This window comes from Oceanobacillus rekensis (genome assembly GCF_002153375.1).
Classification (GTDB): domain Bacteria; phylum Bacillota; class Bacilli; order Bacillales; family Amphibacillaceae; genus Oceanobacillus; species Oceanobacillus rekensis.
The window spans coordinates 584,581-604,618 of sequence record NZ_MTBQ01000001.1 but is presented as its reverse complement, the minus strand read 5'-3'; the positions used below and the strand labels follow the sequence as shown (position 1 = coordinate 604,618).

General features: G+C 37.5%; 17 protein-coding genes and 1 pseudogene. 11 read left to right on the top strand and 7 right to left on the bottom strand.

The window, feature by feature from the left end:
- The first annotated feature begins 147 nt into the window (after positions 1-147).
- The 3 genes from BV906_RS03095 (at position 148) to BV906_RS03085 (ending at position 1,954) form a co-directional block, all read left to right on the top strand.
- Positions 148-990 (top strand): aldo/keto reductase, encoded by an 843-nt coding sequence (locus BV906_RS03095; RefSeq protein ID WP_087971996.1) that lies wholly within the window; start codon positions 148-150, stop codon positions 988-990.
- Between the two features lie 131 nt (positions 991-1,121).
- Positions 1,122-1,355: a hypothetical protein gene (locus tag BV906_RS03090; protein WP_087971995.1), complete on the top strand. Its 234-nt coding sequence runs from the start codon at positions 1,122-1,124 to the stop codon at positions 1,353-1,355.
- Between the two features lie 416 nt (positions 1,356-1,771).
- A complete protein-coding gene (locus BV906_RS03085; protein ID WP_245843805.1) occupies positions 1,772-1,954 on the top strand; it encodes a Spo0E family sporulation regulatory protein-aspartic acid phosphatase in 183 nt (60 codons plus the stop codon).
- Between the two features lie 248 nt (positions 1,955-2,202).
- On the opposite strand, the gene BV906_RS03080 is transcribed toward BV906_RS03085, so the two are convergent.
- Positions 2,203-3,414, bottom strand: coding sequence for an MFS transporter (locus BV906_RS03080; RefSeq protein ID WP_087971994.1), 1,212 nt, complete (start codon positions 3,412-3,414; stop codon positions 2,203-2,205).
- Positions 3,415-3,562: 148 nt separating this feature from the next.
- A pseudogene (locus BV906_RS19710) lies at positions 3,563-3,970 on the bottom strand (purine-cytosine permease family protein); the annotation flags it as partial.
- Between the two features lie 240 nt (positions 3,971-4,210).
- Here BV906_RS19710 and BV906_RS03070 point away from each other — a divergent pair.
- The 3 genes from BV906_RS03070 (at position 4,211) to BV906_RS03060 (ending at position 6,589) form a co-directional block, all read left to right on the top strand.
- Positions 4,211-4,975, top strand: coding sequence for an alpha/beta hydrolase (locus BV906_RS03070; protein ID WP_087971993.1), 765 nt, complete (start codon positions 4,211-4,213; stop codon positions 4,973-4,975).
- A gap of 235 nt (positions 4,976-5,210) precedes the next feature.
- Positions 5,211-6,062, top strand: a complete 852-nt coding sequence (locus tag BV906_RS03065) for a 3D domain-containing protein (RefSeq protein WP_087971992.1) — start codon at positions 5,211-5,213, stop codon at positions 6,060-6,062.
- 269 nt (positions 6,063-6,331) lie between these two features.
- Entirely contained in the window at positions 6,332-6,589 is a 258-nt protein-coding gene (locus BV906_RS03060) for a hypothetical protein (RefSeq protein ID WP_087971991.1), read from the top strand.
- A gap of 74 nt (positions 6,590-6,663) precedes the next feature.
- Here the strand turns inward: BV906_RS03060 and BV906_RS03055 are convergent, their stop codons facing one another.
- Together BV906_RS03055 and BV906_RS03045 are read right to left on the bottom strand one after the other, a co-directional pair.
- Positions 6,664-7,233 carry a biotin transporter BioY gene (locus BV906_RS03055; RefSeq protein ID WP_087971990.1) on the bottom strand — a complete coding sequence of 190 codons (570 nt, stop codon included), beginning with the start codon at positions 7,231-7,233 and terminating at the stop codon, positions 6,664-6,666.
- A gap of 615 nt (positions 7,234-7,848) precedes the next feature.
- Positions 7,849-9,387 (bottom strand): multicopper oxidase family protein, encoded by a 1,539-nt coding sequence (locus tag BV906_RS03045; protein ID WP_087971988.1) that lies wholly within the window; start codon positions 9,385-9,387, stop codon positions 7,849-7,851.
- A gap of 300 nt (positions 9,388-9,687) precedes the next feature.
- Here BV906_RS03045 and speD point away from each other — a divergent pair, with 300 nt between their 5' ends.
- Entirely contained in the window at positions 9,688-10,125 is a 438-nt protein-coding gene (gene speD / locus BV906_RS03040) for an adenosylmethionine decarboxylase (protein WP_087971987.1), read from the top strand.
- A 285-nt stretch (positions 10,126-10,410) separates the two neighbouring features.
- Here the strand turns inward: speD and BV906_RS03035 are convergent, their stop codons facing one another.
- Both BV906_RS03035 and BV906_RS03030 read right to left on the bottom strand, forming a co-directional pair.
- A complete protein-coding gene (locus tag BV906_RS03035) occupies positions 10,411-11,859 on the bottom strand; it encodes a glycosyltransferase family 4 protein (protein ID WP_087971986.1) in 1,449 nt (482 codons plus the stop codon).
- On the bottom strand, positions 11,856-12,959 hold the full coding sequence (locus tag BV906_RS03030; protein ID WP_087971985.1) for a CotS family spore coat protein: 1,104 nt from the start codon (positions 12,957-12,959) through the stop codon (positions 11,856-11,858). Before BV906_RS03030 ends, BV906_RS03035 begins: the two co-directional genes overlap by 4 nt.
- 209 nt (positions 12,960-13,168) lie before the next feature.
- Here BV906_RS03030 and BV906_RS03025 point away from each other — a divergent pair, with 209 nt between their 5' ends.
- The 4 genes from BV906_RS03025 (at position 13,169) to BV906_RS03010 (ending at position 17,789) form a co-directional block, all read left to right on the top strand.
- Entirely contained in the window at positions 13,169-14,461 is a 1,293-nt protein-coding gene (locus BV906_RS03025; protein WP_087971984.1) for a UDP-glucose dehydrogenase family protein, read from the top strand.
- A 28-nt stretch (positions 14,462-14,489) separates the two neighbouring features.
- Complete coding sequence (locus BV906_RS03020) at positions 14,490-15,542, top strand: glucose-1-phosphate thymidylyltransferase (RefSeq protein ID WP_087971983.1); 1,053 nt, start codon at positions 14,490-14,492, stop codon at positions 15,540-15,542.
- A gap of 34 nt (positions 15,543-15,576) precedes the next feature.
- Positions 15,577-16,578: an NAD-dependent epimerase gene (locus tag BV906_RS03015; RefSeq protein WP_087971982.1), complete on the top strand. Its 1,002-nt coding sequence runs from the start codon at positions 15,577-15,579 to the stop codon at positions 16,576-16,578.
- A 395-nt stretch (positions 16,579-16,973) separates the two neighbouring features.
- The gene (locus tag BV906_RS03010; protein WP_087971981.1) at positions 16,974-17,789 is read left to right on the top strand and encodes an STAS domain-containing protein; all 816 of its coding nucleotides are present in this window, start codon (positions 16,974-16,976) and stop codon (positions 17,787-17,789) included.
- 214 nt (positions 17,790-18,003) lie between these two features.
- On the opposite strand, the gene BV906_RS03005 is transcribed toward BV906_RS03010, so the two are convergent.
- Positions 18,004-19,494, bottom strand: coding sequence for a BCCT family transporter (locus BV906_RS03005; protein ID WP_087971980.1), 1,491 nt, complete (start codon positions 19,492-19,494; stop codon positions 18,004-18,006).
- Between the last annotated feature and the right edge of the window lie 544 nt (positions 19,495-20,038).

The following is a 20,038-nucleotide window of genomic DNA, read 5'->3' as shown; positions in this document are numbered from 1 at the left end:
AAAGCTATGGACGGGATGTTTCTTTAGCAACTTTTTTAAAAATATTGCTACATGTTTACAATTATCAATTGCCAAGTCTCATATATTTGGATTTCAATTCATATAGGTGGTAATCTTAAGGTATAACCTAAAGGGAGTGTTTCGTTTATGAGTTCATCAATTCCGGAAATTACACTTAATGATGGTGTGACGTTGCCTGTTATCGGTCTAGGTACATATAAACTTAATGGAAATGAAGGTGCAACAGCGATAAATAATGCGATTGATGCAGGTTATCGACTAATTGATTCCGCTTATAATTATGAAAATGAAGGAACTGTAGGGGAAGCTGTTCGACGCAGTACGGTTCCAAGAGAAGAATTAAGAATTACATCCAAATTACCCGGTCGTTACCAAACGTACGATAAAGCTGTAGCTACGATTCAAGAATCCTTATACCGTGCAAATTTAGATTACTATGATTTATATCTAATTCACTGGCCGAATCCGATACAGAATGATTATGTAGAGGCATGGCATGCATTAATTGATGCTAAAAAATGGGGGTTAATCCGCTCGATTGGAGTATGTAATTTCTTGCCCGAACATTTAGAGCGTTTAAAAAAGGAAACTGATGTGATGCCAAGTATTAACCAAATAGAATTACATCCGTTTTTTAACCAGGAAGAACAAAGAAAGTGGCATGAAGAGAATAATGTGCAGACCCAATCCTGGAGTCCATTAGCTCGAGTAAATCATGTTTTAGAAAATGAAACACTGCGAAATATTGCTGAACATCATAACAAGACGGTTTCACAAGTTATTTTACGTTGGCATCATCAACTAGGATCAATTCCAATTCCTAAATCTTCATCACCAGAACGACAACGTGAAAATTTATCTATCTTTGACTTTTCTCTGAATGAAACAGAAATGAGTGAAATAGCAAAATTAACACGGCCAGATGGCAGACAGAAAAATCAAGACCCTGCCATATATGAAGAATTTTAATCTGAGCGTGGGAAACGCTGGGAAGGTTCTTTTGCTTCCAACACTGAGGATCATGGTGCGGGAGCAGGAGAACCATCACCATGCTTCGTATACATAGGAAGATACAAAAGCGAGCGAAAGGATGAGGTTTCTTGTGGGTTAGGAGTCAAGATGGAAAAGAATTGGTAGAATCTAAATCATTTTCGATAACTAAGAATTTCGGCGGTAAGAAGAAGAGTGCGATTATAGCTACTGTTCCAAACGGCTTTTGGGGAAGTAAAACTATTTTATTAGGATTGTATGATACAAAGAATATTGCTATGGATGAATTAAAGAGACTTCAAGATGCATTAGTTAACAGTATTGAATTATTTGAAATTCACTAATCAGTAAAGGAAGTATACAGTCCCCCGATTTTATATTAGCAACCCGAATATATTAAATAGGTTCATAGTTCAGAGGATAAAGGAAGCAGGAGAACCGTCTCCATGCTTCTTTTTTGTATGTTTATTATTTAAGAATTTAGGGTAAGTCTAATCGTGAGGGTAATGAAGATGTTAAATTAAACAATGCAAAGTAATGTTCTGAAATATCCTGTCATTTTAATTTATTTCCGAGATGATAAATAAGACTGTAGACACTGTTGGATGTAAGAGTGAAAGAAAGATTGTGCGATTAGCAAGACAATTCTTGCATTGGCTCACTGATGTGAAAGTATTTTGCTTAGTGAAGAAGCGTTTTGGCTGATACAATTTTCCACTAATATCTTACAGACGAACTTAAAGTGGAAAGGATGTAAATTTTGTCTTATATTGCTGATTTACAGATGAAGATTGAATTAACGAGGAAAAAAATGTATAAAATCTATGAAAATGATCCAAATGACCCTCATTTAATAACTACCTCACAATCGTTGGATAAACAATTGAATGAGTTGGAACGTTTGCTAAATGAAGAGGAAAAGATGATTACTTTTGATCGTTAGAAATGATTACCATCATTCGTAACTAAATTTCCTTCCAACAACTCGTTATTATGAGATGGTTATTAGCACACCAAAAAGACTCACTAATTCTGATGATGGATTAGTGGGCCTTTTTGGTGTCGGAAGCACGGGGCGGTTCTCCTGCTTCCAACAGTGTATGTGTTAAATGAAATAGTTACAAAAAGGAGCCTTAAATGGGACGTGACTGTATAAAGTATGAGAAAAATTTATTTACTAAAAATAAATGATCATGCATTCGAACTATCAGCCAGTATACTGCGCTTTCTCGCAGCAGCTTTTTTCCCGTGTAGGAAATAGTACAGGAAAATGGTTAGAAAAACAATGACAGCCATTGTTAAGTACATTCCCCGATATCCTACAAGTGGTACAATAAAGCCAATAAGGAATGGCCCGATTCCCATTCCACTATCCATACATATGTGGAAAGTTGATGCTGCCAGGCCGACCCGATGTTTTGGTGATTCTATAACAGCAATAGCTTGCGCAGTAGACATCATCGTTCCAAATCCAAGCGCTAAGAGTGCACCAGACAAGAGAAGAATGAAGCCGTTTTGTGCCTGACTGAGCAGTAATAAACTCAGTGTAAATAGTACCAACGCTGGATAAATGATAATGTTATCTCCTTTTACATCTTGCAATCTACCAGCGACAGGCCTAGAGATAAACAAGAATATTGCATAAACGATAAAGAAGACATTTGCAGCATCTTCCAATTGGATAGCAATGGCATAGGAATTAATGAAGGAAACGATTCCTGAATAGGCGATACCCATAAACACCATCATAATCGAAATTGGAAGAGCGCTTTTTTCAAAGAAATCTTGAATTTTAAATCCTGACTTCATCGCTTGAAGCTGATCTGCTGTAATGTTTGCTTCAGGTATCTTTATAAATAACGTAAATAGAATGGTAATGACTGAAAAAAGTGTACATACGATGAAAATCATCCTGAAATCGGCATGTTGTGTAATAAATAGCCCTAGAAATGGTCCGAAAGCTGTTGCGGCAGAAGCGCTCAACATGTAATAACTTGTTCCTTCTCCTTTACGTGCCATTGGGATCATATCCATCGCAGCAGCTGACATCACTGTGGTCGCAATTCCGAAAGCTGCGCCATGCATAAAGCGGACGAACAATAACAGATTTAAATTAGTAACAGGAAAATATAGAATTGTAGTAATTAAGAATAATAGTAAACCACCATATAATAACTTTCTGCGTCCCACAACCTCTATGTATTTTCCCGCAAAGAGACGTGTACATAACGCACCAATAATAAAAATACTCGCTGCCAGCCCAGCTTTACTCTGGGAAGCATTAAATTCTTCAATGGCATAAACAGCCAGTGTTGTCATTAATAAATAAAAATTCAATGCCACAAAAAAGTTCGCCGACGATATAATAACAAAATCCTTTGTCCACAGCTTTGGTTTAGTCAATCTCTACCTCCCCGTGCTTCTTTTAAAGTTATGCAAATTTTACTTTTTTTGTTAATCTGTTCCATCTTTCTGATGTAATATTAACCTTTTGTCAATATTGCCCGTACAACGGTTAGGAATGCTGCGAGTATGGCCGTGAAAAACGCCGTGTCATGACCATATTGAGGTGATTTACAATTAAGCCAAGCATTAATACCATCGCAGCTACACCTGTAACTACAACCCAGAAGCGTCTTCCAGGTGTAAATTTAAAAATATTTTCAAAGAAAATGGCTAGTTAAAATGATTCACTATAAATGTTCGTTTTATTGATTCTTAATTGTATTAGATAGTGAATAGTGCACCCCAAACACCAAGAAGTAAAACAATATATACCCCCGGATTTGGTTCTCCTAGACGAACACCAAACTAAATTCCTAGACCACCCATGACACCGAAAGAGAAGATCTGCAGGATAAACCAAATCGCAAATATACCGATTTTCATAAACGGGCTAATCGGAAGCGAGTAAGGGTGTTAACCCCATGATTCCGTGCTGCATCCCAATACAGAGTAGATGCCTTGATTTAAATAGTGCGTTGTTTTTTAAAAAAATACAACTTTCTTAATATATCATTGATATGCATGTAAATCAAAAAACGTATTTTATATTAGAGAATATTCAAGAATAAGGAACAACAAAGGAAGGATCATCTACATGCCTTACTATAAAATTGTTTATTAATCTTGAGTAAACTGGTATGATTAGTATTAGATTATAAATAAATGAGTTAAACATAGAAGGAGGAAGATCTTCATGCAGTATAATTATCCAGTTATTCGAGGTGCAGAACAGTTTCACATCAAACGAGGCGATACGGGTGTGCTTATTTCTCATGGTTTTATGGGATCGCCGCAAAGTATGCGGTATATAGGTCAAAAACTAGCAAACTATGGATATTCTGTGCTTGCTCCAAGATTAGAGGGACATGGTACACATTATTTTGATTTAGAGAATTGTAATCATCAACAGTGGTTTGAATCATTGGAAAGAGGGTACCAGGAATTAAAGCAGCATTGTACAACCATTTTTGTGATGGGCCAGTCCATGGGTGGAACACTAGCACTATGGCTCGCCGAAAAGTATCAAGATATGGAAGGTGTCATCCTTATAAATCCAGCGTTAACAATTCCAACCTATGAGAATTTAAAAGGGGAGATAGGACCGAGGTTTCTGGATGAAGGAATGCCTGACATTAAAGCAAAAGACGTGCATGAAACAACTTATTCGAAAGTCCCAATTAGGGCGATACATGAGCTACAAGCGTTAATGGAAGAGACACCGCAAAGACTTCATGCAATTAATAGTCCTATTCTTTGCCTGAAGTCAAAAGTGGACCATGTCGTGCCACCAGAAAATACAGATTACATTATTGAAAATATCCGTTCAGAAGAGAAACAAAGCGTTGTATTGAAAAATTCTTACCATGTAGCATCGATGGATAATGATAAAGATCAAATTGTAAAAAGTTGTCACGATTTCGTTCAAAGTCAAGTAAGGTTGAAGGTACGTATTAGTTAAATCCCGCAAAAAAACATAGAATAAAAGAAGTCTAAAATCATGAATCAGAAATAAGGAGGAAGTATGCTTGCTTCTTATATGCAGAAGATAGAGTAAATAGAACCAATTTATTCATATTTATTAAATTTTTAATATATTGTGATTATTTGTAATACCCTCTTAAACAAGCTGTAACCACAGAAGGGGTTTCTCTGTGCTACGATTGTCTTGTCGATAATAAAAGGGGGACTACATAATGAAAAAGTTAGTATCCGTATTGATAGGGCTGGTCATTGTAAGTGTTGCTGCGACATCGGTGTCAGCAGCTGATTATGAAGTAAAAAAGGGAGACAGTCTTTGGGAAATAGCGAATGAAAATAAAACAACTGTTGAAATATTGATGGAAATAAATGAACTTGAATCGTCTTTGATTTATCCGAACCAGGTTTTGAAGCTAGTTCAAAAGGAAGCGGAGTATTATATGGTGCAGGAGGGAGATACCCTGACACATATTAGTAATGCATATGGCGCTGATGTAACGGTCGGAAAGCTGAAAGAATGGAATGGGCTTTCTTCCAACCTAATCATAACGGGACAGAGTTTAAGTGTGAATGGTATGGGAGCTGAACTGACAGCAACTAAAGCCGTCGAGCAAACAGTCGAAGAAGAGGTAGTTGAACAAGAAACTGAGGTAGAAACAACGGCTAGTAGTGTGGAAGTAAGTGAACCGGTAGAAGAGCCTGCTGATGCAGAACCATCGGAGGAAAAAGTTGAATCAACTGAAAAGGTAGAGGAAACAACAACCGAAGAAGTTAAAGGTAGAAGCTTTTCTGTTGAATCAACCGCCTATACTGCCGGCTGTTCTGGCTGTTCTGGTATTACTGCAACTGGAATTAATTTAAATAATGACCCATATGCTAAAGTCATTGCCGTTGACCCCAACGTTATTCCGCTAGGTACCGAAGTATACGTAGAAGGCTATGGATATGCCGTGGCCGGTGACACTGGCGGTGCCATCAAAGGAAATAAAATAGATATTCACCTCCCAACAAAAGACGAAGCATACAACTGGGGAAGAAAAACAGTAAACATCACCATCATAGAGTGATTTGGAAGCATGGGGATATTCTCTTGCTTCCTTGTGTGAAGCAATTTCCGTCTAAAAAGAATATGTAAAATGCTTATCCTCATATATTGAGGATAAGCATTTTTTATTTTCGTATGATACTGATTAAAATTTATAATGGGAATAGTTAACAGGATACAGTTACTTTCTTTTTCCACATTTGTTTTATATCTATTCCATTATTTACTTTTAAGATAAGTGTATTAGGGGAAATTTATAAACATGGAATTTCACTTAATGAGAATGAGAGTGTGGTGAAAACATTGTATTTAATTAGTTTGAATGGATTATGTCAGATTATTGATGTGCCAAGGCATACAATGAAAGGGTGGATCGATGACTATAATATGTATATTCCGAAAGCGGAAATCGATGATACCACCTATTTTGAATTGGAAGCAATTGATATAATAAAGTTTATTAAAAAATATACAGATCAGAAACAGGAAAAAGTGAAAATACAAACTATGTTAGCGAACACAACCTTTGTCTTAACTGAGGAACTGTAAGAGAATGAAGCACGGGGACGGTTCTCTTACTTCAATAATTGGAAGCAGAAGAACCGCCCCCGCGCTTCCACGTTTTATGCGTATTTTTTCTGTGTCACTGTAATTAATTTTGCTTGAATTAATCGTTTTCTCACCGTTATTCCAATCCAGCTGGCTAAATAGGCTTTAATGAATCCTACGACAAGAAATGGATAAACGCCTGCTATAATAGCTGCATTCCAGTTTAAATCCAGTACTATTTTCAGTTGGATTGTACCAAATAGTAGAGTTACAAACATGCCGGCGATATTTGCAAGGAACGCCATCCGAATGGAGAAATTTGTTTTTTCGAGAATCAGCCCCGTGATAAATGCTGCTGCAATAAACCCGAAAATATATCCCCCAGAGGGACCAACAAGTACTTGTGGACCTCCCGAAAAACCTGCAAATACAGGAATACCAACTGCACCAATGGCAGCATAACAAATCATTGCCAAAGCTCCATAGCGACTACCGAGAATGGTCGCTGCAATACCAACAGCTAATGTTTGTCCACTTATTGGAATGAGTGGGAGTGGAATTTCAATTTGTGCTAAAATGGCAGTGATCGCAGCAAAGATAGAACATTTAAGAAGAATTCGAAGCCGCGTGCTATTATTTTTCATTTCATATCAACTCCTTCTTGATTTTTTAGGATAGTAAAAGGCGATTAATATTCTTACTATTTGGATTATAGAATATATCATTAGCTATTGTCAACTTAATTTTATTCTTGGTTTACAAATGGAAGGGAAATCCCCAGGCTTCTCTGAAAAAGGGTTTCGCTTTTTTACGTTGTAGGATATAATTTAGTTATCGAGAATGTGAAAATGTCATGATGATAAAAATTAATAACTAGCGAAGTGGGTGATTTGAATGGCAATCGCAATAATTTTAACCATTATCGTCTGTGTGATAGGGGCAATATTGACTCTAATAGAAGTAGGGAAAAATGATGAAAATTATGATAAAGAATCTAAGCGAAATGTAACTCGTTTAACAGTCATCTACGTTATAGCAACTATATTATCTATAATAGCTCTAGTAATATACATTGTAAATCGTTAAAAATGGCACTACGATTAATTTTTAAAAAGAGATAAAAGATGCCATACAGGGGGGCATCGCAGTTGCAAAGCTGAAATGTCCCATTTTATATTTTCATATACTTTAAAAAAGCAATACAAATATTCGACAACCCTCGACAGAATTAGGGTAGTGACAGTACTTTCAGGCAGCTGCTATACTTCTTTCGGATCTATAACTGTAAATGGTCGCATCATATCATAATCTTCATGTTCAAGAATGTGGCAATGCCATACAAAGTCACCGGTATAGGGTGCAAATTTGGCAATAACACGGGTGATTTGGGCTGAAGGTGCTGTCACTGTATCCTTCCATCCGCGCTCATTTGGTGCTGGTGCTTGTGGCGGTCCAGTAAAAAGTATTTGCCCATCATTATTATAGCGTTCCAAATCAAATGGCTGATGGTCCAATACTTGGAATTGAATCAAATGAATATGGATGGGATGGCCGAAACCGGTTATATTTATTAACGACCAAATTTCAGTTGCTCCTAGATGTGGCTTTTCCGTAATCGGGTCATCCCATTTTTTATTATCAAGTAATAGTAAGGGACGCCCATATTCATCCTCTGAGCCAACTAACTTCAGATTACGAATTGTTGTAATGTTATTCTCTTTCAAAGAAGGTATTTGTGATAAATTTTGTGGGAGTTTGCTTGTATCCTCCTTTTTAAGTGGCTTTGTAACATGGAATTGCATGATATTTCCGAGATCGGCAGAGGGATCAGCATCTGGCCCAAGGTCATTTTTTAATGTAACCTGCCCTCCTCTAAAATGGGAAAAGTCAATAATAACATCGACCCGTTCAGCAGGCTGCAAGCGAATTTGTGGTATTTCCAACGTTTTTCTTAATAATCCACCATCTGAACCAATTTGATAAAAAGGCTGGTCTGAATCTAGTTTCATTTGATAACTTCTTGTATTTGACCCATTCACAATCCGAAAGCGATATTTACGCGGTTCCACTTCTAGATAGGGCCAAACTTTCCCATTAACTAATATCGTATCTGCAGCATATGCAGGAAGAATGGATGGGTTGGGAAGATCGTCTGTTGTGTCATCTGGCTGCTCTGGATAGAATAGGGAACCATCTTGGTTAAAGGTTCGGTCTAGAATCATCAGCGGAATTTCATATTCGTCAGCAGGTAGTTGAAGTGCTTTTTCCTTCCTATCCCGGATGACATACATACCAGCAAGTCCTGCATAAACATTCAATCTCGTAATCCCCATTGCATGGTCGTGGTACCATAGCAAAGCAGCGCGCTGATGATTAGGGTACTCGTAAACTTCACGGCTAAATGTTGGACCGGTTTCAGCAAATCCTCGTGTATACCAAGCTTCCGGATATCCATCACTGTCCGGCTTCGTTTCGCTTCCATGTAGGTGGACAACAGATCTTACAACAGGTATATGTTCTAAATGATGGATTGAGCGATCAACAGGAAGGATATGCCTGTTTGGCAGGTTATTGGTCCATTTCACACTTACGGATTCCCCGCGGTTTGTCTCAATCGTTGGTCCTGGAAACTGCCCGTTATAGCCCCAAAGCTTTGTCGGTGGCAAATCTCTGTGTAACTTTTTTCTGAATTCCTCCATGCTTACTTCATAATAAGCCCCGTTCTTTGTCTTCCTGTCGGGCTTTAGTATTTCTATCATCGGCAACCGATCCACAAATTTCTCAATTTTTGGACTCATTTTCTCATCTCCATTCCTAAGACATTTGTAATAGTAGATGACAAACGCACAAATTTGGGAAGGCTGGTATAATGGTTTGGGAAAAATAATTTACCTTCCTTACAATCTGGAGTTTGATGTAACGTACAAGAAAGTAAAAGTGAAAAACAGATGGAACTGGATAAGGCTATGTTACGATGACAATAGTTAAGAACAATATCTAAAAGAGATTATTCAGGAATATCATTAATATAAATAACTAGGAACGTGTTGACAAAAGCTTAGCGTTTCATATAACAGGTATAAAGGAGAATGCGTAAAATGGAATTAGGAAAAACGGCATTAGGGAGACATGTTTTAATTGAGTTTTACGGTTGTCCGAGTGAATTAATTGAAAACAATGCTTTAATTGAACAGCATATGTGTGGAGCTGCAGATTATTCAGGTGCAACGATTGTTGAATCGGTTTTCCACCATTTCAATCCATATGGAGTTTCAGGTGCTGTTATCATTAAAGAATCGCATTTGACGATCCATACATGGCCGGAATATGGTTTTGTTTCTGTAGATGTTTATACTTGTGGTGATTCCGTAAACCCATGGAAAGCTGCTGACTACTTATCCGAAAAACTGCAAGCTAAAAAAACAGAATCAATTGAGGTACCCCGTGGAACAATTGATAAAATTCGCCAATTTGCAAAAGAGGAAATGGAAGATACGAAGGGGAATCCAAAAGAAGAATTAGAGGGTGTCAACTAATGAATGTACATCCTGATACGAGCGTTTACAAATAGCATGTGCCACTTCTTGGTTATGGGCATGGGCTGTTCGTTCTCACATCAAGAACTATCGATTCGGCTTAAAATCTTGAATGCTACGATGAACTAGTTTATATATCGTTTTAGGGAAATACACCGTACATTCGGTGTATTTCTTTATCATGTTCTTTTAAGACTTACTCAAATAGCATGTGAGCCAAAGGTCAGTCCCAATTTTTACTAATTTTGTCGTAAACTTGCGACCGACACAATACTCTTTTTTAAGCTAAATGCTTTCTTCCTGATCATATTCTTCTGATAACCGGATACCTTCAATGTCCCGCAGCTTTGCTTCGATTTTCTTTAAAATTAGTTTCGTGTGTTTTTTAAACTTAGGATCAGACTCTTGTTCTAGTTGTGCTTGTAGAAGCAGCCTAAGAACAATCAGGCCTTCTACATAAGTGGAAGAATTTATACTAGTATCATTTACTCTAACCGGGTTCGTGAGAGAAGATTCATGGATAATCTCCGCACCCACTTCACTCGGATAATTGATATCCAGAATCTCATAATCTTGACCCTCCATGTTTTCAACATGATCCCAAACGGAAGAAATATCGTTCACAACACGTTCCCAAGTATAGTGTTTCTCAGCTAGGGTGCGCCCGTATTTTCCCATTTCTTTACCTTTCTCCGGATTGGAGAGAAGATATGATAGGTGTTTAACAAATTCTCCTGGGTCTTCGGGTTTTTCTACCAATATTCCATTTTTATAGGGTTCAATGACTTCTTTATTTCCACCACGATCCGTCGTAATGATTGGTAATGCTGCCGCCATGGCTTCATAGTGGACTCGGGCCAGTGGCTCTTGCCATTGAGAAGTACAAACAAATATGTCAGAGGCAACGAACCATTCATGGATTTTATCGGGGGTGACAAATCCTGTTTGAATAACTGGGATTGGAAGTCGCTCAGCGAGTGCGCGAACATAGGCAATATAATCTGTTATTGAATTGTTGCTGAACCATTTACTTCCCATAATTACTAACGCAATATCATCATGCTTTTTTGCTAATTCAGGAATTGCACGAATGAGTACATCAATCCCTTTATTTGGGGAAAGTCTGCCAGCGTACAAGATAACCTTTTTAGAAGAGAGGTTATGAGCTTCTCGCATTTTCGTCCTTATATCGTTTGCCTCCTTCGAATAAGAGGGAACAAAACGGTCTAAATCAACACCTGAATAAATTGTTTGCAGCTTAGGAGCAGCTTCCGGGAACAAATCTTTAATTGTTTTGCCAATATAATTGCTGATAGTAATTATTTTATCAACATTTTTAACTGCATTTGCCCCTTCAATTGCATCGATTTTTTCCCGTTTAAACATATCATTATGCATACTTAAAACAATTTTGGATTGGGGTGAAAGTGCACGAACAGCATTTACTAAGCGTGGTCGGTTAAAAATATGAATTAAGTCATAACTTACCTGTGTTGATTTTAAGAACTGTATAATATTTTCCCGGTAAATTTCCAAAAGACCGCCATCAACCCGAATATAACGGATATTATCTCGCATTTCCTCATTTGGAAGTAATTCGTCATTTCTCCCCAACACGGTAATTTGGTGTTTTTGCTTTAAAGCAGGGAGTGCACCGTCGATATACGTTTGAATTGCTCCTCCACGAATGGCTGGAACAGGTAGTTTCTCCGTACAAATGATTAGAATTTTCATGTTACTGTTTTACCTCCTTTCCGATCACTGGCAAGTTCTTCGAGAACAGGCCATTTTTGCTTATCCAGTTCAATGATCAACTGTAATTCCTCATCTAATTTCTCTGTCATAAATGTGGTGGGAGAATAGACAATAAATTTCAATTCCTTATAAAATAAATTCGGCAATGATAAATCGATGAGTAACATCTCATATACTTCATCTGAAATTGGATTTGCTTGATCATAAGCTTGAATCATTGCTCTTATCCAATCAATGTCCCATTTTTTTAGATAATGCATTCGGTCAATAATTAGTTTTCTTAAGTCACGAATCGTAATGTCATACGATACACCATCCAAGTCAATTACATACATTCCGTCTTCAGCTAGTTGTGCGTTGGACCAACCATAATCTTGATGAACAAGACCAGCTTCCTTTGTGCCTTTAGCAAGTATTTTATTATAAGGTGAATTCTCCAGCCGAACACGTGCTTCGCGGGTTTGATTTTCAAACATATCAACTGCCGATAGTATGGTTGAACTTGCCGGCATATCGCTATAGGCTATTGCGATATTTCGAAACCAGCCTAATTTTTTCTCGATTCTTTCGTAAGTTCTAGGCCAACGATGAAGCCTGGAAATGTGTTCTGCATCTGCAGGAGGTACATATCCATGTGAGAGCTTATGAAATTCCCCTAAAGCATGGCATAGTATTTTGGTGCCTTCCAGATCCTCCGGCAGTGGTTGTAGTGTCTCAATCCATTTTGCTACAAACCAAATCTTTCCGCACATTTCAACATAGTTTTCTCCATCTATTGTTTTTATAATTGCTGGAACTTTTGCCTTTTGTTCTTTTACTAAATATTCTTGTGCACCTAGACTGAATTTGCTGTGTGTTGGTCTACGGTGTAATAACTTTAAACTGAAAGGTCCTTGATCCGTTTCAATTTTCCAAATGGCTCCCCCCTTTTTGTCCTTCGTAGCCATTACGGTCATTTGATGAACATTAAAATCGTAAAACGCTAGAACTTCCTGTGCTATATCCTCGATATACTCCGGAACATAAAGAGAATCGGGAGCATTCTCTTCTGCCCATGGTTTAATTGTTTGATCCGTCATTATTTCACCTCCGTAGTAAGCATTGTATTCAGCGAGGAAAGTAAAGTATGGTTTGATTCCTTACAAATAGACGAAATAGATAAATCGTTTAGAGACCATACGATATAGTCGTACGCCTTATTTGAGTTTTTCGATTTAATCGCCGTTACTGAAGCTGGAAATAGCAATATAGTAATCGTATGAATCATTTATAAGTGGGGAGATATATGATGAAGGTTTTAATTATAGGAATGGGTTACGTTGGTACGACAATGGGAGTGGTATTCGCTAATGCTGGACATGAGGTTACAGGCTTAGACATCGATGAGGGGAAAATAGATTCATTAAAAAAAGGGAAATTATATTTTTACGAGCCGGGCCTGCAAGAGATGCTAGTAAATCAAATGGATCATCAACGATTAAGCTTTACAACAGACACTAAAAAGGCGATAGAAAATCATGACATCCTCTTTATAACAGTAGGCACGCCTCCCCTTGAAAATGGCAATGCTGATTTAACCTATTTAAAAAAGGTTGCTCAAATGATCGGACGCTTTAAAAATAGGGAGAAAACGATAATTGTAAAAAGTACTGTACCAATTGGAACGACAAGTAAAGTAGAGCAATGGATTAGCGAGGCAGGAGCAGATTCCAACCCCGTGAATGTAGCAATGAATCCTGAATTTTTACGAGAAGGAAGTGCATTGCAAGACGCACTTTACCCAGACCGTATCATAATAGGAAGTGATAATAAGACAACACTTAAAACATTGCATAAACTCTATCAAAGCTTTAGTTGTCCTATATTAAAAACAACTGCAATGGCAGCGGAAACGATTAAATATGCTTCCAATGCATTTCTCGCAACTAAAATCTCTTTTATAAACGAAATGGCAAAACTTTGCGATACCCTCGGAGTTAACATTAAAGATGTATCAAAAGGCATGGGATTGGATGACCGCATAGGCCCCCACTTCTTAGAACCTGGACTTGGCTATGGTGGTTCATGTTTTCCTAAGGATATAAAGGAGTTATTATTGACAGCTGACACCTATCAACGTCCACTTCATCTATTAAAAGAAGTAGAGAAGATTAACAAAAATCAAAGCTCTTATTTCATAGAAAAAGTGAAAAACAGTTTTGATACGTTAGAAGGTAAAAGAATTGCTATATTTGGATTGGCTTTCAAGTCCCATACAGACGATACAAGAGAATCCGTCTCCTTTCCAATCATAGACCAATTACTTGAGGAAAAGTCGAATGTTGTTGTACATGATCCGGTTGTTCAACTATCTAAAGATTGGGTCGGCAAAGGGGTACAGCAATCTAGCGATCCATATGAGGCTGTTAAAGGATGCGATGCTATTCTCATTTGTACAAATTGGCCTGTATATAAAGAACTAGACTGGGAGAGGGTACACCAGTTAGTAAAACAGCCATATATTTTTGATGGGAGAAATATGCTGGAGGCCAAAAAGGTAAAGGATTTACAGTTCCATTATAAAGGAATTGGTTATTCCTGATGGGCTATCTATAGAAAGGGTGTAAGAAATGAAGGGTTTAATCCTGACCGCTGGAAAAGGAACAAGGTTAAGGCCTATGACGTATACAAAGCCTAAACCGTTATTGCCAGTTGCGAATCAACCCGTAATAAATTATGGAATAGAACATTTATACAATTTGGGCATACGGGAAATAGGTTTGGTGATTCAGCCGCATGATGAGGAAATATTTAAGAACTATGTACAGTCATATAAGATCAAAGATATAAAGTTTCATTATATTTATCAGTATGAACAAAAAGGACTTGCACATGCTGTAGGCAAAGCGGAGGATTTTATCGGATCAGATTCCTTTGTTTTATTGTTGGGAGATAACTTGATCGAAGAATCGTTAGCTTTATTAATGGATTCATTTAATAAAGAAAAAATTAACGGTACGGTGATGGTGACGAAAGTAGATTCTCCTAAAGATTATGGTATAGCAGAAATTGAAAATGGAAAAATCAAAAACCTGGAAGAAAAGCCGGTAAATCCTAAATCTGATTTAGCTGTTATTGGAGCATATATATTTGATGCAACTATTTTTAAAGCTATTCACTCGATTTCTCCCTCTGCAAGAGGTGAATATGAAATAACCGATGCAATCCAATGGATGATAGACCATGGTTACGCAGTCAATTATGTGAACACAAACGAACCAACATTTGATGTCGGGACGGTGGAACGTTGGTTAGAAGCCAACCAGTCTATGCTTAAAAAGGTCCCATCACAATGGGATGATGATTTTGAAGAGGGAATAACTCAAAATTCTATTATTATTCCACCTGTAATCATTGGAGAGAACTGTAAAGTTGAGAATTCTGTAATTGGCCCATATGTTTCTATTGAATCCAATGTGGTTATAAAACAATGTCATATAAAAAACAGCATTGTTTTAAAAGGATCTTGTTTGAGAGATGTGCCTTATGAAATTACGGATAGTGTATTCGGAGAAAGGGCAAAAATGATTGGGAAAAATATCAATAATAATTCAATTTATGGGATTTTCGGTGACGATTCAACCCTGCACTTTTCGAACTCCAATTCAAATAAGAAAGAGTAAGGGAAAAGAATCCCTAAATTTAGGAGGTGAGGGTATGATTTTAGTAACTGGCGCAGCAGGTTTTATAGGTGCGCATCTAACAAAACGGTTACTTATTAATGGTTATCCTGTTATCGGAATAGATAACATGAATGATTATTATGATGTGGAATTAAAGGAAAACCGTTTAAAATGGTTAGCAAATGAAAGATTTACATTTTTACGAATGGAGCGGGAAAATCAAAAACAAATAAATGAACTATTTAAGCAATACCAACCCACTGTAGTTATCGACCTGGCTGCCCAGGCAGGGGTCCGATACAGTTTGGAAAATCCTCATGCCTATATCAATTCCAATATCGTCGGTTTCATTAATATACTTGAAGCTTGCCGCTACCATAAAGTTAATCATCTTATCTATGCATCCTCAAGTTCTGTTTATGGTGCAAACACAAAGTTACCATTCTCCGTTCATGATAATGTCGACCATCCCGTAAGCCTATATGCCGCTACAAAAAAGGCAAATGAACTGATGGCACATACGTACAGCCACCTTTATGGATTACCTACAACAGGCCTTCGGTTTTTCACTGTATATGGGCCGTGGGGACGCCCGGATATGGCATTGTTCCGGTTCACCAAAGCAATATTGGAAGGTAAACCTATTAAAATATTTAATCATGGGAACATGAAGCGGGATTTCACTTATATTGATGATATTGTGGAAGCAATTGTAAGGGTTATTAACCATAAACCTACCCCAAATGTGGCATGGAGTGGAAACAATCCAGATGCCGGCACAAGTTTTGCCCCATATAAAATTTACAATATAGGTAATAATAATCCGGTTAAACTAATGGATTTCATTGCTGCCATTGAAAAGAACCTCGGTGTCGAAGCAAAAAAAGAGTACCTGCCATTACAAGACGGAGATGTACTTCAGACTTATGCTGATATTGACGAACTCATCAAAGATGTAGGTTATAAACCAGCAACATCCATTGATGAAGGTATAGGTGAATTCATTGATTGGTATAAAGATTATTACGATTACTAATAAGTAGATTAGCAAAATAAATAGTAACTTGAATAACAATAAATGGAGCGCATTTCGAACAATTGAATGCGCTTTCTTTGTTAGGGGAAGGACCAATTTTACGAACACTATGAAATGAGGAAACCCAAACGATATACATTTATCATTAATCCAATTAGATTCTAAAATCGCGGATTGCAAGGGAAAGGGGGAGATTTTACTTTACTTTTCATTTCTTTTATTTTATGGTTTATTTTGAAGGGGATTAGCCTCTAGCATTATATTCTACCAATTTTCGCCTCCCTATTATCGTTGCAAGTAACTATTAAAAGACAAAATTCAGGAAATATTTAAGGAAATAGCTGTAACCAATCATGACTTTTACGTCGAGAGAATAATAGAAGGAAGGAACCTAGATGACCCCAATATTACGTTTCTCTAAGTATATAAGTGAACATACCGAAACATTGGCTACTGAGGTAGTCTGTGCAGTTATGCAAAAAGGACAGTTAGTTGTATCGAAACGGGAAGAAGAACGGGCAACACATATGTATTATGATTTATTTAAGTTTTTGGGTGATTCACTTTTGAATGATAGTGACGAAGTAATTCCAGCTTCGCTTATGGAGTGGAGTAAAAAAAATTCGGAGATGCAACTATCATCTCATGGAGAAATATCAGAAATTATTAGAAGATATCCGCCAACAAGAGAAATCCTGAATGACATCGTAACTGAGATGAGTATAGAATTTGACTTATCTGTTCAGGAAAATGCTTCGATTATAAAGTGGATCAATAGTATGTTGGATGTTAGTTTAAATGAAACATTACTTTACTACAAACGGCTTTCCAATCAATTAAATGAAGATACACGAAAAGAACTCTTAGAGCTATCTGCACCTATTGTACCAATACAAGATGGAATAGTTATAGTCCCGATTATTGGTGACATTGATTCGGATCGAGCCAAACACATTATGGAAAATGTAGTTCCGAAAATTTCTGAATTGGATGTAACTCGCGTTATCGTTGATTTTTCAGGTACGTTAACCATTAATAGCGATATTGCAAATCTTTTCTATCAGTTTGGAGAAAGACTAGGTCTAATGGGTATTCATATTGCCGTAACAGGTATTCGTCCAGAAATTGTACAAACAATTATACATAGTGGTATCGATTTATCTTCGGTGAAGTCATACGCAACGGTAAAACAAGCACTTGGAAAATTTTAATAGAAAACCGAAAAATAACTAGAAGAGAACAGGAATTGACATTAAAGGGAACAATTCCTGTTTTTTTCTAGTTTCACACAAATACTTGACCACCGTTCACATGCTGCGTTTGTCCATGAAAATGCGGAAGATGGTTACGTAGCAAGGTATCCGGACCCACCCGGTAATCACTCACTGACTACTGGGTGGGTCCGATTATAATTTTATTAAGCAACTACGATGGTTTTGCCTCTTTTTTTCTTTCCTTCAGAAGGGCTTTATAAAAAGAATACACCATGAGCACCATAATAAATGAGAAAGGCAATGCTGCAACAATCAAAGCGTTTTGCAATGCTTGGAGGCCACCACTATATAGTAACACTGCAGCAGTTGCCGATTGAATAAAGCCCCATACAAACTTGACCGATGTGGCTGGTGATAAAGAGCCATTTGTTGTTTGCATAGCCAATACGAAAGTTGCGGAATCAGCAGATGTGATAAAAAAGGTTCCAATTAATAACATCCCAACGATAGATAAAATAACACCGAACGGAAAATTGCCAAATAGGCCAAATAATGCTTGTTCATCGGGTAGACTAGCAATATCTATTCCATTATTTTGTGCTTCGATACCGGATATACCAAAAGCAGCGAACCATAGAAAACTTATGACGGAAGGAACAAGCAAAACTCCCAAGAGGAATTCACGAATCGTACGTCCTCTGGATATCCGGGCAATGAAAATCCCTACAAAAGGTGACCAGGCAATCCACCAAGCCCAAAAAAATACCGTCCAGTCGAGAACCCACTGGCGTTCTTCTGCATCATTTGGTGCTAATCGTAAACTTTCTGTAGGCAGACTTTGTATATAAGAACCGATTGTCTCGGTTAACGAATTCAAAATGTATTGCGTAGGGCCAAGAATCAGTGTTATTGCAAATAGTAAAACAGCTAAAACCATGTTGACATTACTCAAATATTTGATTCCTTTACTAAGACCAGTGTAAGTAGACAACATAAACAGGATGGTTACTACAAATATAATGATGAGTTGGACCCAAAAAGAATTCTCGATTCCGAGCAGATACGTAAGACCACCATTGATTTGAGTTGCACCAAATCCAAGTGTCGTTGCCACACCGATGATGGTTGCAAATACAGCAAGGATATCAACTGTTTTCCCCCAGCCGCGATTCATATGATTCCCAAATAAAGGCTCAAGCGTTGCACTGATTAAACCACGTTTTCCATGGCGAAACATAAAATAGGCGAGAATTAAAGCGATGATCGCATAGATTGCCCATGCATGAATGCCATAATGAAAAAACGTTACACGTAATGCGTCCTCGAGCGCTTCTGTGGTACCTGGTTCAGCGGTTGGGGGAGTTTTTATATAGTGGGATAATGGTGAAGCTACCCCGTAAAACACGAGCCCAATTCCCAACCCAGCGCTAAATAGCATAGCGAACCAGGAGGGATAACTAAACTCAGGTTTATCGTCTGGCCGTCCTAGTTTAATCTTTCCAAATGGGCTGATGATTAAATATAAACAAAATACAAGAATAATCGTTACAATTAATAAGTAATACCAACCAAAATGAACCGAAATATAACCCATAATAGTGCCTGATATGCTTTCAAAGCTCTCAGGAGCAATGGATCCCCAGAGAGATAGGGATAATGTAATTGCCAATGTGATCCAAAAAACGGATGTAACTTTCTTCATTTCATTCCCCTTTCTAGTGTAGAGCTGTTTTAGAATATTACTGTTAGTGCGTGTTCAAAAAGGAGGATGAAAAGGACCGAGCAGTTCGAGGCGGCGTAGCTTTGAGCAACGGAACGTATGTAGTTAATACGTGAGTAACGGAAAAGCAAGCCAACGAAGAAATGTGAAGTGTCATTTTCATCGGACTTTTTGAACAACCTCTGTTAGTATTTCTTAAATCTAATCGTCTATACCATTGCCTGAATGGATACTTCAGAATGATACCGGGACGGCAGCAACAGCAAAAGTCTTCGGAAGTAAATCTGAGGTACGTTACGATTTATAGATTTTTGTGGCAAAAACTACAACTTATGAAAAATAGTCCTTCTAAATAGAGGAAACGGGTCAGCTTTGTGTTTCTTTATGTGCAGTACATAGGAGCATTAAATGAATTTATGCTGTTTTTATATAAAGGGAAGAGGCGAATAGTTTTTATTTACTAACCAAAAGATATGTATGTCGTGGAGTACTTGGTGAGTTAGTTTAGATTAAGAAGCTTAAAATA